Source organism: Sodalis sp. RH22, from assembly GCF_047324165.1.
GTDB lineage: Bacteria > Pseudomonadota > Gammaproteobacteria > Enterobacterales > Enterobacteriaceae > Acerihabitans.
Map to the genome: position 1 here is coordinate 4,225,067 of NZ_CP178731.1, position 13,679 is coordinate 4,238,745.

The window sequence follows — 13,679 nt, forward strand, 5'->3', positions numbered from 1 at the left end:
TAAATAATCCTGCCAGCATTTTTATCCGGGTATTTATTAAATAACTGTTGGCCGGTTTAACGCCATCCTGCCCACAATTTTTCTCGTTGCCCGCTGGGAATAGCTGCACCGCGCGGCTGAAAGACAAAAGCAAAATTATCCATATAAAAAAATTGATTCAGCTATGGTAATTCTAGTTATCGGAAAAATGCCACAATCCCACCCTGCGCACCATCGTTAAATACACCCTCTCTCTTCTGATGAAGACATAAAAAACACCAGCTGATTTATACATAGCCGCGCCCATGTTACGGGTAAAGCAAAAAAAACAGATGGCGTGTAATTGCTTATTAATAAAGCAATTATGTCGTCATACTCTCTGGGGCTGGACAAAAATATATCCATAAGCTACAGATTTAAATAAAGAAGTTGCTGTTAGATCCGGCTCTTATTTATCAAAAGTGTGATGCGCCCCGATATAAAAAAGCGGTTTTTTGTTTAGTTTTATTATTGCTATCAAACTAATGATACCAGCACATTTTATGATTATAAGAGGATGATGACTATGTGGAAGCGTTTACTTTTAGTGTCCGCCATTTCTGTCGCCATGTCTTCAGTGGCTTTTGCCGAGTCGTTGACCGTCGGTTTTTCGCAAGTGGGTTCTGAATCGGGCTGGCGCGCGGCGGAAACGTCGGTGGCGAAAAGTGAAGCCCAGAAGCGCGGCATTACCTTAAAAATTGCCGACGGGCAGCAAAAACAAGAAAACCAGATTAAGGCGGTCCGTTCATTTATTGCCCAAGGCGTCGATGCCATCTTTATCGCGCCGGTAGTTCAGACGGGTTGGGAGCCGGTACTGCAGGAAGCCAAGAGCGCCAAGATCCCGGTATTCCTGCTCGACCGGGCTATTAAAGTGAAAGATGATTCTCTCTATTTAACGGTGGTTACCGCCGATAACGTGCTTGAAGGCCAATTGATTGGCGACTGGCTGGTCAAGACCGTGGGCGATAAACCCTGTAATGTGGTGGAATTGCAGGGAACCGTGGGTGCAAGCGTCGCCATCGACCGTAAGAAAGGTTTTGCCGACGCCATTGCCAAGGCGCATAACATCAAAATCATTCGTTCCCAGTCCGGTGACTTTACCCGCAGCAAAGGGAAAGAGGTCATGGAAAGCTTTATCAAGGCCGAAAACAACGGCAAAAATATCTGTATGGTCTTTGCCCATAACGACGATATGGCGATCGGCGCCATCCAGGCCATTAAAGAAGCCGGCCTGAAACCGGGTAAAGATATTCTTACCGGCTCCATCGACGGCGTTCCGGATATCTATAAAGCCATGCTTGCGGGCGAGGCCAACGCCAATGTGGAGTTAACGCCGAATATGGCCGGACCGGCGTTTGACGCCCTGGCGAAATACAAAAAAGACGGTACCAAGCCCACCAAAATCATCAAGACGGAAAGCAAACTGTTCCTGCCGGCCGATGCCCAGGCCCAATTGGATAAGAAAAGCGGCATGGGTTACTAAAACTCAGGGGATCCTGCCGGCAGCGATGGGGATTAAGCCTGCGTCCGCGTAGCCAGGGAGCGACCTGGATCGGCGCAAAAAGAAATACGTTGTAAACGCGTCCCTGGGATTGGGGTTTTGGCGCCAAGACCCCAGCCGCCAGGGCGCATCTCTACCCTGTTGTTTGCATGCACTCCAGGCGCATTGGTAGCTGGCGAATAGCATCCATTTCTTTTACCCCAATAATGACCGTTAACCTTCAATACCGGGGCACAGGGTCGGGGTGTAACGGTACTGATAGCGTGTTTATCCGGCTACGTCTTTAGGAGGATTTACCGTGGGTATTATCGATAGTCATGATGATGTATTACTCAACATTACCGGCCTAAGCAAAACCTTTCCCGGCGTAAAAGCGTTAAACAACGTGTCGTTAACTCTCAATCGCGGCGAAATCATGGGATTGCTCGGCGAGAATGGCGCGGGGAAATCAACCCTTATCAAAGCGTTAACCGGTGTTTACCAACGTGACGGCGGTACGATTAACCTGGATGGACAAGATATTCATCCCAAGAATACCGCCCATGCGCAAGAGCTTGGCATCGGCACCGTGTACCAGGAGGTCAATCTGCTGCCGAATCTTTCGGTGGCGGATAATTTATTTATCGGTCGCGAACCGCGACGGTTTGGTTTTATCGATCGTAAAGAGGTTAATCGCCGCGCGGAAATATTACTGGCGGGTTATGGTTTTGCGCTGGACGTAACGGAGCCGTTGGGGCATTTTTCCGTGGCGATGCAGCAGATCGTGGCCATTTGCAGGGCGGTGGATCTGTCGGCCAAGGTGCTGATCCTGGATGAGCCGACCGCCAGCCTGGACGCCAACGAAGTCGAGATGCTGTTTACCATTATGCGCCAGCTGCGCGACCGGGGTATCAGCCTGATCTTTGTGACCCACTTTCTCGACCAGGTCTATAAAATTACCGATCGCATCACCGTGCTGCGCAACGGCGAGTTTGTCGGCACGCGTTATACCCGCGAATTGCCCCATATTGAATTGATCAAGATGATGTTGGGTCGTGAACTGGATGAGCATGCCTTGCAGCGCGCCGGCCGTACCCTGCATAGCGAAAAGCCGGTGGCGGCCTTTGCCGGTTATGGCAAGAAAGGCACGATCGCTCCCTTTGATCTGGAGGTCAGACCGGGCGAGATCGTCGGGCTTGCCGGATTGCTGGGGTCGGGGCGTACCGAAACCGCCGAAGTGATTTTCGGCATTCGCCCGGCGGATTCGGGCACCGCCTGGATCAAGGGCACCGAGCGGGTGATCCGTTCGCCCAACCAGGCGGGAAAGCTGGGACTGGGCTTCTGTCCGGAAGATCGTAAAACAGACGGCATTATCGCCGCCGCCTCGGTGCGGGAAAATATTATCCTGGCCCTGCAGGTACAGCGCGGATGGCTGCGGCCCATCCCGCGCAAGGAACAAAATAACATTGCCGAGCGTTTTATCCGCCAACTGGATATCCGCACGCCCAGCGCCGAGCAGCCGATTGAGTTCCTGTCCGGCGGCAATCAGCAAAAGGTGCTGCTGTCGCGCTGGCTGCTGACCAAACCGCAGTTCCTGATCCTGGACGAACCGACGCGGGGCATTGATGTGGGCGCCCATGCCGAAATCATCCGTTTAATCGAATCCTTGTGCGCCGATGGGCTGGCCCTGCTGGTTATCTCCTCAGAGCTTGAAGAACTGGTGGGTTATGCCGACCGGGTTGTTATTCTGCGCGACCGGAAACATATCGCGGATATTCCGCTCGATAAGCTATCGGTGAGCGCCATTATGAATGCCATTGCCGCCTAAGGAGCGTGACTGTTATGTCTGGTTCAATGTCATCCGATACTAAAGTCGTTGTCGCCAAACGCTGGCCGGTGGGAATGCCGCAGCTGGCCGCGTTGGTGGTTGTGTTAGTGGTTGACAGTATTGTCGCCAATAATTTTTTCTCCATCCATATCCAGGATGGACGGTTGTTCGGCAGTCTCATTGATATCTTAAATCGCTGTGCGCCGGTCGCCCTGCTGTCCATCGGCATGACGCTGGTTATCGCCACCGGGGGGATCGACCTGTCGGTGGGCGCCGTCATGGCCATCGCCGGCGCGGTGACCGCGACGTTAACCGTACAGGGCTATAGCCTGACGGTTATCATCCTGGCGACCCTGGGCGTGGGCGTGCTGTCGGGTTTATGGAACGGCGTCCTGGTGGCGCTGCTGAAAATACAGCCCTTCGTGGCAACGCTTATCCTGATGGTGGCCGGGCGCGGCGTGGCGCAGCTGGTGACCGAAGGCCAGATCATTACTTTTAACAATCCGTCGCTGTCCTGGATCGGCAGCGGCTCGCTGTTCTATTTCCCCGTGCCGGTGTTTATTACCCTGATTACGCTGGTACTGGCCTGGCTGCTGACGCGCAAAACCGCCCTGGGATTGTTTATCGAGGCGGTGGGCATCAATATCCGCGCGGCCAAGAATGCGGGGGTGAAGACACGGGTTATCGTCATGTCCACTTACATCCTGAGCGGATTGTGCGCCGCGGTCGCCGGACTGATCGTCACCGCCGACATTCGTGGCGCGGATGCCAACAATGCCGGCCTGTGGCTGGAACTGGACGCTATTCTGGCGGTGGTGATCGGCGGGGCCTCGCTGATGGGCGGGCGTTTTAACCTGTTTCTGTCAATCCTGGGGGCGCTGATTATCCAGGGGATGAATACCGGCATTTTGCTGTCGGGCTTCCAGCCGGAGCTTAACCAGGTGGTGAAAGCCGTGGTGGTGCTTTGCGTGCTGGTCATGCAGTCCTCCAGCTTTATCGCTTTTATTCGCAGGAGCCGTCGCCATGCTTAAACGTAACCTTCCCCTGGTCATTACCATCGCGGTATTTATTGTCGGTTATTTGTTTTGCCTGAGCCGTTTTCCCGGTTTCGCCTCCACCAGGGTTATCTGCAATATCCTGACGGATAACGCGTTCTTGGGCATTATCGCCGTCGGCATGACTTTTGTGATTATTTCCGGCGGCATCGATCTTTCCGTGGGGTCGGTTATCGCGTTTACCGGCGTCTTCCTGGCGCGCGTGATCGGCGATTATCATCTGTCGCCGCTGGTCGCGTTTCCGCTGATCTTGATCATGGGCTGCGGATTCGGCGCGTTTATGGGCTGGCTTATCGATACATTAAAAATCCCAGCGTTTATCATTACCCTGGCCGGCATGTTTTTCCTGCGCGGCGCCAGTTACCTGGTGTCGGAAGAGTCCCTGCCCATCGACCATCCGATCTATGAAACCCTCTCGGGCCTCGCCTGGCAGATGCCCGGCGGCGGACGTCTTAGCGCCATGGGGGTGCTGATGCTGCTGGTGATGGTGTTCGGCATCCTGCTGGCGCGGTATACGCAGTTCGGCAATCAGGTGTACGCCATCGGCGGCAATGCGACGGCCGCCAACCTGATGGGGGTATCGACCCGCAGCACCACGATTCGTATTTATATGCTGTCCACGGGGCTGGCGACGCTTGCGGGCATTGTGTTTTCGATTTACACCTCGGCCGGCTACGCGTTGGCCGGCATGGGCGTGGAACTCGACGCCATCGCCTCGGTGGTGATCGGCGGCACGCTGTTGAGCGGCGGCATCGGCACGGTGTTCGGCACCTTGTTCGGCGTCATGATCCAGGGGCTTATCCAGACCTATATCAACTTTGACGGCACCCTGAGTTCCTGGTGGACCAAAATCGTCATCGGCATCCTGCTGTTTGCGTTTATCGCCTTGCAACGGCTGCTGAACTCGCTGTGGGAGAATAAGCAAAATGCCAAGGTCACCAGTATTCCCCGCACCGGCATCCCGGCGGAAAGCCAACAGCAGGCTCATAAGGCACCCGCAGCCGGCTACCCGGGGGATGGCTCGTCCTGATGGCCGCCAGGGACGTGACGGGCTTCACAGGCTTAAATGACCGGTGTTTTCAACAGCTGCCTTATCTGGGTGCGCTGATCGCTGTTTTGCAGCCATACGGCATAGAGCGGCCTGACCAGGGGAGGGATATCGGCGATGGCAGCCAGGTCGGGATATAACTCGCCCCAATGGCTGGGTAAAAATACGCATGCCCCGGTGGTCGGCAGCAGGCTGCGGGCCAGCAGGGCCGAGGTGGTGCTCATGACCGGCAGGGGGTTATTCACCAGCAGCCGGCTTTCATGGGTATGGAAGTCGGCCCCCCATTCCAGACGGATATAAGGCCGATCCCCCGTTTCGGGAGGTGCCGAGGCGGTAAACAGCGACAACGAAAAATTCCCCAGCAACTGACAGGTCAGCTCCTCCATCTTCGGCGCTTCGGTGCTGATCAGCAAATCCAGCTGGCGCTCATGCAGCTGGCTTATCAGCGCGTGGCGCTGCGCTATGCGGGCTTCTATCTGCAGGGTAGGGCGCTGCTGGTATAACACGTGCAGCCATTGCCCCAACCAGGCCTCCCACAGCGAGGCGGTGGCGCCGATGGATAACAGGCTATGCTGCAGCGATCGGGTCACCTCTTTTTTGGCCAGTTGCCAGGTGGACATCAGGTTTTCCGCATAAGGCAACAGGCTTTCTCCCGCAGGCGTCAGGCGGATATTATTGCGGTGCCGGGTAAATAAACTGACGCCCAATTGCGTTTCCAATTGACGAATGCGGAAGCTCACCGCCGACTGCGTCAAATAAAGCGCTTCCGCGGCGCGACCAAAGTGGCGGGTCCTGCTAACTTCCAAAAAGGTTTTCAGTAATTCCGTATCCACGCCCATCTCCAGAAATTTTTATCGTAACGATTTAAATGTTTTGTTTTACAGAAAGTCAAGCCTATCTAATACTCCGCGCCATAAACAGTACGGCTTATGAAAGGATGGGGAGCGCTTAAGATGGCGGACAGCTTTTCTAGTACCAATCGTTATTTTGATAACAAAAATTACCCGCGTGGCTTTTCCCGGCATGGTCATTTCACCATTCGGGAAGCCCAGCTGCTGGAGCGCTATGGGCATGCCTACAACGATCTGGACAGCGGCAAGCGCGAACCGGTTACCGATGAAGAGACGCAATTTGTCGCGGTATGCCAGGGCCAGCGCGAGCCTTCCACCGAGCACGAAAAAGTGTGGTTCAAGTATATCGAGCACATTCGTCGTCCCAAGCGCTTCCATACCTTATCCGGCGGCAAGCCGCAGATGGACGTGGTGGAAGACTATACCGACAGCGAAGATTAATCCCGGCATGGGGCTGCGGCCCCATGTTATTCCATGTGCCGCCAAAGCTGTTGCAGCAGACGATCAATGGTGCGATAGCTGACGGCCTCCGCCAGATGATCGCGCTGTATTTCGGCCGCGCCCGCCAAATCCGCCAGCGTTCGGGCAACCTTGAGCGTCCGGTGCCAGGCGCGTACCGACAAACCCAGCGTTTCCATCACCTCTTCCAGGAAAACCGCGTCCTCTTCAGCAAGCCGGCAATATAATGCAACTTCCTGGTTATTGAGATACGCATTGATTTTCCGGCCGCGTCGCAGCTGGATGTCGCGCGCCGCTTGCACCCTGGCGCGCACCATCGCGCTGGTCTCGCCCGCCGGGTTCTGCCGGCGCAGCATTCCCGGCGGCAGCAGCGGCACCTCGATGGACAGGTCAAAACGATCCAGGAAGGGGCCGGATAACCGGTTCAGGTAACGCAGGGTCTGCGCGAGGCCGCTGCGGCCGTGGACGCCCTGGTAATCGCCGGACGGACTGGGGTTCATGGCGCCCACCAGTTGGAAACGCGCCGGGTATTGTACCTTGGCCTGGGCGCGGGAGATAACGATTTCACCCGCTTCCAGCGGTTCGCGCAGCGCGTCCAGCACCCGGCGCTGGAACTCCGGCAGCTCATCCAGGAATAACACCCCGTTATGGGCCAGGGATATCTCGCCGGGCCGGGGTAGGGAACCGCCGCCGACCAGGGCCGCCATCGAGGCGCTGTGATGCGGGGCGCGAAACGGTCTTTGGCGCCAATGCCGGCGGGCGGCCCCGGCGCTCATCAGACTGATCAGCGCGGCGGTCTCTACGGCCTCCGCATCGCTTAAGGGGGGCATCAACCCCGGCAGCCGGCTGGCCAGCATGGTCTTGCCGGTGCCCGGCGGACCGATAAGCAGCAGGTTATGCCCGCCGGCGGCGGCGATTTCCAGGGCGCGTTTGGCCTGCGGCTGGCCGGTGATGTCGCTGAGATCGGCGCCGTCGTATGCCGGCGGCGTCGGGTCCTGGCCCGGCACGGCATTGAGTTCGGCGCCGCCCTGCAGGAAGGCGCATACATCGCGCAGATGCCCGGCGACCAGCACGCGGCTATCCGGTATCAGGGCCGCCTCGCCGCTGTTATGGCTGGACAGGATCAGACGCCGCCCGGCCTGTTGTGCCGCCAGCGCCGCCGGAATGGCGCCCTGCACCGGCCGCAGTTCGCCGGACAGCGCCAGTTCGCCGAGAAATTCATGGCAAGCGAGCTTATCGGCGGCAATTTGTTCCGACGCGGCCAGGATCGCCAGCGCAATAGGCAAATCATAGCGCCCGCCTTCCTTGGGCAGATCGGCCGGCGCCAGGCTGACGGTTATCCGCCGGGCGGGAAAATCGAAACCGTTGTTCAGCAGCGCGCTGCGTACCCGATCGCGCGCCCCTTTTATCGTCGCGTCAGGCAACCCCACCAGGGTAAAGCCGGGCAGACCTTTGCTGATATGGGCCTCCACTGAAATCAACGGCGCCTGGACGCCGATCGACGCCCGGGTATAAATTAACGCAAGGGACATGCCCATCCTCCATCACCATCCTGGATGCCGCACCCGCGATGACGGCATCGGCCCTTATCATGCCCGCTTTGCGCCTGCAGCCCAGGGGCAGGCTCCCGCCCTGCGGAACGGCCCGTAAAAAAATTTCGGCGTTTGCCGTGCTTCGCAGCCGTGCGCGGCGGCGCCCCAAGGTTAATCCTGTGCAGAGAAGAGAGCGTGGCGGGGGAGAATGCCGCCGAAGATGAAAAATATTCATGACTCATCAAATTATTGAAAAACGGTCTATTTAGAATTTTCGCCGCCGCGCGATCCCAGCGAAAATAATAAAAAAGATTGTCATAACCCCATTTACTGTGATAACTCTGTAGGTATTCATTCGACCAGAAGTGATGAAACCCTATTTATGAAAGCCTTTGTCCAAGTGATAAGCCTAGTCGTGATTAGCGTGGTGGTGATTATTATCCCACCGTGCGGGGCTGCACTTGGACGAAGAAAAGCTTATTAAACAAGCTTAAATCTCAAGAAAACCCCCGCACCGAAAGGACGGGGGTTTTTTTTTGGCACTTTTTTATGGCCACCAAGATATATTATGAATAAGGAACAGAAAAATGATTAACAGCATAAAATCCTGTTCCCAGCGCAGACAGGCGGGGAACTAACTATGAACGGTGCTCAGTGGGTAGTGTCAGCGTTGCGCGCACAGGGTGTGGATATGGTTTTCGGTTATCCCGGCGGCGCCATCATGCCGGTATACGATGCGCTCTTTGACGGCGGGGTGGAACATCTCCTATGCCGGCATGAACAGGGAGCGGCCATGGCGGCGATTGGCTATGCGCGAGCTACCGGTAAAGTCGGCGTCTGTATCGCCACCTCCGGCCCCGGGGCGACCAATCTCATCACCGGCCTGGCCGATGCCCTGCTGGACTCCGTGCCGCTGGTGGCCATTACCGGCCAGGTCGGCTCGGCGCTTATCGGCACCGACGCGTTCCAGGAAATCGACGTGCTCGGGCTGTCCCTGGCCTGCACCAAACACAGTTTCCTGGTGGAAAGCCTGGACGAACTGCCGGCCATCATGGCCGAGGCCTTCGCCGTCGCCACCAGCGGGCGTCCGGGGCCGGTATTGATCGATATCCCCAAGGATATCCAGCTGGCCACCGGCGAACTCAGCCCGCATCTGGTCGCCATGGACAGTCAGGACGGGGCCGTCCAGGGGGATGTGGCGGCGGCCCGCGACCTGCTGCGCCTGGCGCGCAAACCCATGCTGTATGTGGGCGGCGGCGTCGGCATGGCGCGCGCGGTGCCGGCCTTGCGTGATTTCATTCATCGCACCGGCATCCCGAGCGTGGCGACCCTGAAAGGCCTGGGCGCGCCTGACCGTGAAGATCCCTGTTACCTGGGCATGCTGGGCATGCACGGCAACCAGGCGGCCAACCTGGCGGTGCAGTCCTGCGATTTGCTTATGGCGGTCGGCGCCCGTTTTGACGACCGGGTTACCGGCCGGCTGAATTCCTTTGCGCCCCACGCCAAAGTGATCCATCTGGATATCGACCCGGCGGAACTGGGTAAACTGCGTCAGCCCCACGTGGCGTTGCAGGGTGATTTAAACCAGCTGTTTCCCGCCCTGGCGCAGGCGCTGTCGATTGACGATTGGCGCCGTGAAACCCAGGCGCTGAAATCGGAATACCGCTGGCGTTACGATCATCCGGGCGAGGCTATTTACGCGCCGGCATTGCTGAACGCGCTTTCCCGGCGGGTACCGGATAATACCGTGATCACCACCGACGTCGGACAGCACCAGATGTGGGCCGCCCAGCATATGAGCTTCACCCGTCCGGAGAACTTCATCACCTCCAGCGGCCTGGGCACCATGGGTTTCGGCGTGCCGGCCGCGGTCGGCGCCCAGGTGGCGCGTCCCGATGACACCGTGGTCTGTGTCTCCGGCGACGGCTCGTTTATGATGAATGTCCAGGAATTGACCACCATCAAGCGAAAACGGCTGCCGCTGAAAATCGTCTTGATCGACAATCAGCGATTAGGCATGGTCCGACAGTGGCAACAACTGTTTTTCGACGGACGCTATAGCGAGACCACCCTGACAGATAACCCCGATTTTCTCATCCTGGCCAGCGCGTTTGATATCCCCGGCCAACGAATTACCCGAAAAGACCAGATCGATGCCGCCTTTGACGCCATGTTTTCCCACCAGGGCCCCTACCTGCTGCATGTCTCCATCGACGAAAACGAAAATGTCTGGCCACTGGTGCCGCCCGGCGCCGGCAATGAAACCATGCTGGAGAAATTATCATGATGCAACATCAGCTTTCTATCGAGGCGCGTTCCCGTCCGGAAATCCTGGAACGCGTCCTGCGCGTGGTGCGCCACCGCGGATTCCGGGTTTGCGCATTAAATATGACGCCGCAGATCAATCCGGAATGTATAAATATTCAATTGACGGTTGCAAGCATTCGCCCGGTCGATTTACTGTCTTCACAATTAAGTAAACTTATGGATGTCGCCTGTGTCGAGATCCAGCAATTGACATCACAACAAATACGCGCCTAAGGCACGAGTAAGGAAAAGAAAATGACGACGAAGAAAGCTGATTTTATTTGGTTCAACGGCGAGATGGTTCCATGGGCGGAGGCCAAGGTCCATGTGATGTCCCATGCGCTGCATTATGGATCGTCAGTCTTCGAAGGTGTCCGTTGCTACGACTCGCATAAAGGGCCGGTGGTGTTCCGCCATCGTGAACATATGCAACGCCTGCATGATTCGGCCAAGATCTACCGTATGCCGGTAAGCCACAGTGTTGATGACCTGATGGAAGCCTGCCGTTCAGTGCTGCGCAAGAATAAGCTGGTCAGCGCCTATATCCGTCCGCTGGTGTTTGTCGGCGACGTGGGCATGGGCGTTAACCCGCCGGCCGGTTATACCACCGATGTGATTATCGCCGCGTTCCCCTGGGGCGCCTATCTGGGCGAAGACGCGCTGGATCAGGGCATCGACGCCATGGTGTCGTCATGGAACCGCGTGGCGGCCAATACCATCCCGACCGCGGCCAAGGCCGGCGGTAACTATCTTTCTTCCATGCTGGTGGGCAGCGAAGCCCGCCGCCACGGCTATCAGGAAGGCATCGCGCTGGATGTCCACGGTTATGTTTCCGAAGGCGCGGGGGAAAACCTGTTTGAAGTGAAGGAAGGCATCCTGTTTACGCCGCCGTTCACCTCTTCCGCCCTGCCGGGCATTACCCGCGACGCCATCATCAAACTGGCGAAAGATCGCGGTCTCGAAGTGCGCGAGCAAGTGCTTTCCCGTGAATCGCTTTATCTGGCCGACGAAGTGTTTATGTCCGGCACCGCGGCGGAAATCACCCCGGTGCGCAGCGTTGACGGCATCCAGGTGGGCATCGGCCGCTGCGGTCCGGTGACCAAACAGCTGCAACAGGCGTTTTTCGGCCTGTTCACCGGCGAGACCGAAGATAAATGGGGCTGGCTGGACCCGGTCAATAACTAAAACTATAGGTTTTTAACAGCAGGCGGGTTAACCGCCTGCCAAAAGATTAACTGGAGTATTGAGCATGCCAAAGTATCGTTCCGCTACCACCACCCACGGCCGCAATATGGCCGGCGCCCGTGCCTTATGGCGCGCCACCGGCATGACCGACGATGATTTCGACAAGCCGATTATCGCCGTGGTCAACTCCTTTACCCAATTTGTGCCGGGCCATGTGCACCTGCGCGATTTGGGTAAACTGGTTGCCGAGCAGATTGAAGCCTCCGGCGGCGTGGCGAAAGAATTCAATACCATCGCGGTGGACGACGGCATCGCCATGGGTCACGGCGGCATGCTGTATTCCCTGCCGTCGCGCGAGCTGATTGCCGATTCGGTGGAGTATATGGTCAACGCCCACTGCGCCGACGCCATGGTCTGTATTTCCAACTGCGATAAAATCACCCCGGGGATGCTGATGGCGGCGCTGCGCCTGAATATCCCGGTGATATTTGTCTCCGGCGGCCCGATGGAGGCCGGCAAGACCAAGCTGTCCGATAAAATTATCAAGCTCGATTTGATTGACGCCATGATCCAGGGCGCCAATCCGAACGTGTCCGATGCCGACAGCAACCAGATCGAACGTTCCGCCTGTCCCACCTGCGGCTCCTGTTCCGGCATGTTTACCGCCAACTCCATGAACTGCCTGACCGAGGCCCTGGGCCTGTCCCAGCCTGGCAATGGTTCGCTGCTGGCCACCCATGCCGACCGGCGTCAGCTGTTCCTCAATGCCGGCAAGCGCATCGTCGAACTGACCAAGCGCTATTATGAACAGGACGATGAAAGCGCGCTGCCGCGCAGCATTGCCTGTAAAGCGTCATTTGAAAACGCCATGACGCTGGATATCGCCATGGGCGGCTCCACCAATACCGTACTGCACCTGCTGGCGGCGGCGCAGGAAGGGGACGTGGATTTCACCATGGCCGATATCGACCGTTTATCGCGCCGGGTGCCGCATCTGTGCAAAGTGGCGCCCAGCACGCAGAAATACCATATGGAAGACGTCCACCGCGCCGGCGGCGTCTGGGGCATCCTGGGCGAACTGGACCGCGCGGGCCTGCTGAACCGCGAGGTCGGCAATATCCTCGGGCTGACGCTGCCGGAAACGCTGCAACAGTATGACGTGATGCTGACCGAAGACGCGGAAGTGAAAAGCATGTATTCCGCCGGCCCTGCCGGCATCCGCACCACCAAGGCGTTCTCGCAGGACTGCCGCTGGCCGTCCCTGGATACCGACCGTCAGGAGGGCTGTATCCGCTCCCGCGAGTTCGCCTATAGCCAGGACGGCGGGCTGGCGACGCTGTACGGCAATATCGCCGAAGACGGCTGTATCGTCAAAACCGCCGGCGTGGATAAGGGCAGCCTGATCTTCAGCGGCCCGGCTAAAGTGTATGAAAGCCAGGAAGCCGCCACCGAGGCCATCCTGGGCGGCAAAGTGGTGGCCGGCGACGTGGTGGTCATCCGTTACGAAGGACCCAAAGGCGGGCCGGGCATGCAGGAAATGCTGTATCCCACCACCTACCTGAAATCCATGGGGTTGGGCAAGCAGTGCGCGCTGATTACCGACGGCCGTTTTTCCGGCGGCACCTCCGGCCTGTCCATCGGCCATGTTTCGCCTGAAGCCGCCAGCGGCGGCCTGATCGGACTGGTACAGGACGGTGATATTATCGACATCAACATCCATGAGCGCAGCATCGCGCTGGCCGTGGCGGACAGCGAACTGGCCGCCCGGCGGGAAAGACAGACGGCACGCGGCGCGGACGCCTGGAAACCGGTGGATCGCCAGCGTCAGGTGTCCTTTGCCCTGCGGGCCTACGCCTTGCTCGCCACCAGCGCCGATAAGGGCGCAGTGCGCGATAAAAGCAAGCTGGGAGGCTAAC

12 protein-coding genes are annotated in these 13,679 nt (G+C 57.7%); 10 read left to right on the top strand and 2 right to left on the bottom strand.

The features are described from left to right. Positions 1-544: 544 nt before the first annotated feature. The 4 genes from ytfQ (at position 545) to yjfF (ending at position 5,411) form a co-directional block, all read left to right on the top strand. The gene (ytfQ, locus tag ACL2XN_RS19155) at positions 545-1,501 is read left to right on the top strand and encodes a galactofuranose ABC transporter, galactofuranose-binding protein YtfQ (RefSeq protein WP_410013108.1); all 957 of its coding nucleotides are present in this window, start codon (positions 545-547) and stop codon (positions 1,499-1,501) included. A gap of 322 nt (positions 1,502-1,823) precedes the next feature. Continuing rightward, positions 1,824-3,326 carry a galactofuranose ABC transporter, ATP-binding protein YtfR gene (ytfR, locus tag ACL2XN_RS19160; protein WP_410016698.1) on the top strand — a complete coding sequence of 501 codons (1,503 nt, stop codon included), beginning with the start codon at positions 1,824-1,826 and terminating at the stop codon, positions 3,324-3,326. A gap of 14 nt (positions 3,327-3,340) precedes the next feature. Continuing rightward, positions 3,341-4,357 (top strand): galactofuranose ABC transporter, ATP-binding protein YtfT, encoded by a 1,017-nt coding sequence (gene ytfT, locus ACL2XN_RS19165; protein ID WP_413721636.1) that lies wholly within the window; start codon positions 3,341-3,343, stop codon positions 4,355-4,357. Beyond that, a complete protein-coding gene (yjfF, locus tag ACL2XN_RS19170; RefSeq protein ID WP_410013110.1) occupies positions 4,350-5,411 on the top strand; it encodes a galactofuranose ABC transporter, permease protein YjfF in 1,062 nt (353 codons plus the stop codon). The genes ytfT and yjfF overlap by 8 nt, the downstream gene beginning before the upstream one ends. Before the next feature lie 32 nt (positions 5,412-5,443). Here yjfF and hdfR read toward each other — a convergent pair whose 3' ends face one another. Next, entirely contained in the window at positions 5,444-6,262 is an 819-nt protein-coding gene (gene hdfR, locus ACL2XN_RS19175) for an HTH-type transcriptional regulator HdfR (protein ID WP_410013111.1), read from the bottom strand. Positions 6,263-6,382: 120 nt separating this feature from the next. On the opposite strand from hdfR, the gene ACL2XN_RS19180 reads away from it, so the two are divergent. Then, complete coding sequence (locus ACL2XN_RS19180) at positions 6,383-6,721, top strand: DUF413 domain-containing protein (protein ID WP_410013112.1); 339 nt, start codon at positions 6,383-6,385, stop codon at positions 6,719-6,721. Positions 6,722-6,747: 26 nt separating this feature from the next. On the opposite strand, the gene ACL2XN_RS19185 is transcribed toward ACL2XN_RS19180, so the two are convergent. After that, complete coding sequence (locus ACL2XN_RS19185; protein WP_413721635.1) at positions 6,748-8,271, bottom strand: YifB family Mg chelatase-like AAA ATPase; 1,524 nt, start codon at positions 8,269-8,271, stop codon at positions 6,748-6,750. Positions 8,272-8,653: 382 nt separating this feature from the next. Between ACL2XN_RS19185 and ilvL the strand changes: the two genes are divergently transcribed. From ilvL to ilvD, 5 genes are all read left to right on the top strand, one after another. Further along, the gene (gene ilvL, locus ACL2XN_RS19190) at positions 8,654-8,755 is read left to right on the top strand and encodes an ilv operon leader peptide (protein WP_162367070.1); all 102 of its coding nucleotides are present in this window, start codon (positions 8,654-8,656) and stop codon (positions 8,753-8,755) included. Between the two features lie 156 nt (positions 8,756-8,911). Next, a complete protein-coding gene (gene ilvG / locus ACL2XN_RS19195; protein WP_410013114.1) occupies positions 8,912-10,558 on the top strand; it encodes an acetolactate synthase 2 catalytic subunit in 1,647 nt (548 codons plus the stop codon). After that, a complete protein-coding gene (gene ilvM / locus ACL2XN_RS19200) occupies positions 10,555-10,812 on the top strand; it encodes an acetolactate synthase 2 small subunit (RefSeq protein ID WP_410013115.1) in 258 nt (85 codons plus the stop codon). Before ilvG ends, ilvM begins: the two co-directional genes overlap by 4 nt. A gap of 21 nt (positions 10,813-10,833) precedes the next feature. After that, positions 10,834-11,763 (top strand): branched-chain-amino-acid transaminase, encoded by a 930-nt coding sequence (gene ilvE / locus ACL2XN_RS19205; RefSeq protein WP_410013116.1) that lies wholly within the window; start codon positions 10,834-10,836, stop codon positions 11,761-11,763. 64 nt (positions 11,764-11,827) lie between these two features. Continuing rightward, positions 11,828-13,678, top strand: a complete 1,851-nt coding sequence (gene ilvD, locus ACL2XN_RS19210; protein WP_410013117.1) for a dihydroxy-acid dehydratase — start codon at positions 11,828-11,830, stop codon at positions 13,676-13,678. Position 13,679: the final 1 nt, after the last annotated feature.

Excerpts from the sequence above, each read along its gene's own strand:
- ytfQ (WP_410013108.1), top strand. The coding sequence starts at position 545 with ATGTGGAAGCGTTTACTTTTAGTGTCCGCCATTTCTGTCGCCATGTCT.
- ytfT (WP_413721636.1), top strand. The coding sequence starts at position 3,341 with ATGTCTGGTTCAATGTCATCCGATACTAAAGTCGTTGTCGCCAAACGC.
- yjfF (WP_410013110.1), top strand. The coding sequence starts at position 4,350 with ATGCTTAAACGTAACCTTCCCCTGGTCATTACCATCGCGGTATTTATT.
- ACL2XN_RS19180 (WP_410013112.1), top strand. The coding sequence starts at position 6,383 with ATGGCGGACAGCTTTTCTAGTACCAATCGTTATTTTGATAACAAAAAT.
- ACL2XN_RS19185 (WP_413721635.1), bottom strand. The coding sequence starts at position 8,271 with ATGTCCCTTGCGTTAATTTATACCCGGGCGTCGATCGGCGTCCAGGCG.
- ilvL (WP_162367070.1), top strand. The coding sequence starts at position 8,654 with ATGAAAGCCTTTGTCCAAGTGATAAGCCTAGTCGTGATTAGCGTGGTG.
- ilvG (WP_410013114.1), top strand. The coding sequence starts at position 8,912 with ATGAACGGTGCTCAGTGGGTAGTGTCAGCGTTGCGCGCACAGGGTGTG.
- ilvM (WP_410013115.1), top strand. The coding sequence starts at position 10,555 with ATGATGCAACATCAGCTTTCTATCGAGGCGCGTTCCCGTCCGGAAATC.
- ilvE (WP_410013116.1), top strand. The coding sequence starts at position 10,834 with ATGACGACGAAGAAAGCTGATTTTATTTGGTTCAACGGCGAGATGGTT.
- ilvD (WP_410013117.1), top strand. The coding sequence starts at position 11,828 with ATGCCAAAGTATCGTTCCGCTACCACCACCCACGGCCGCAATATGGCC.